The following is a 709-nucleotide window of genomic DNA, read 5'->3' as shown; positions in this document are numbered from 1 at the left end:
GCTCGTCTACCAGACCGAGAAGCTCATCCAGGACAACTCGGACAAGATCCCGGCCGAGGCGAGGAACGAGACCGAGACGGCGCTGACCGAGCTGAAGGAGAAGCTGAAGGACGAGAACGCGGACACCGCGGCGATCCGGCAGGCCACGGACCGAGTGGCGCAGGCGGCCCAGAAGATGGGCGCGGCGCTGTACGAGCAGGCGGGCGCGCAGCACCGGACGGCGTCCGGTGACTCCGGCGGGTCCGGCTCGGACGACGAGGTGGTGGACGCCGAGATCGTCGACGACGAGTCGAAGGCGAGCTGATGATGGACAAGGGCCATCTGCGGAGCGACGACCCCGCCCGGTTGCGGCGTCTGCTCCAGGAGCGCACGGACGACCTGCAGCGGGTGAAGGCCGAGTACGACAACTACCGCAAACGGGTGCGCCGGGACCGTATGGCCGTGCGTGAGATCGCGGTGGCCAACGTCCTGCGCACCCTGCTGCCCGCCCTGGACGCCGTGGACCTCGCATGCGCCCATGAGCCCATGACGCCGGGGCTGCAGCACATCGCCGACACCCTGCGCACCCAGCTGGGGTCCTTGGGGCTCGAGGCGTTCGGGCAGGAGGGCGACTCCTTCGATCCCGCCTGCCACGAGGCCGCGGCCCATCACATCGCTCCGGATTCCGACCGTCTGATCTGCACAAAGATTCTGCGCCCCGGCTACCGGC

The 709-nt window shown here is 69.4% G+C and carries 1 protein-coding gene and 1 pseudogene; both read left to right on the top strand.

Annotated elements, in window-relative coordinates; all coding sequences use genetic code 11:
• Positions 1-304 (top strand): annotated as a pseudogene (gene dnaK, locus CCN35_RS28575) (molecular chaperone DnaK); the annotation flags it as partial.
• A 2-nt stretch (positions 305-306) separates the two neighbouring features.
• The coding region (gene grpE / locus CCN35_RS27255) for a nucleotide exchange factor GrpE (protein WP_086794689.1) at positions 307-709 on the top strand (403 nt) is incomplete at its 3' end.

The organism is Streptomyces thermovulgaris (assembly GCF_002155915.1).
GTDB lineage: Bacteria > Actinomycetota > Actinomycetes > Streptomycetales > Streptomycetaceae > Streptomyces > Streptomyces thermovulgaris.
This window is presented reverse-complemented; position numbering and strand designations above follow the sequence as displayed.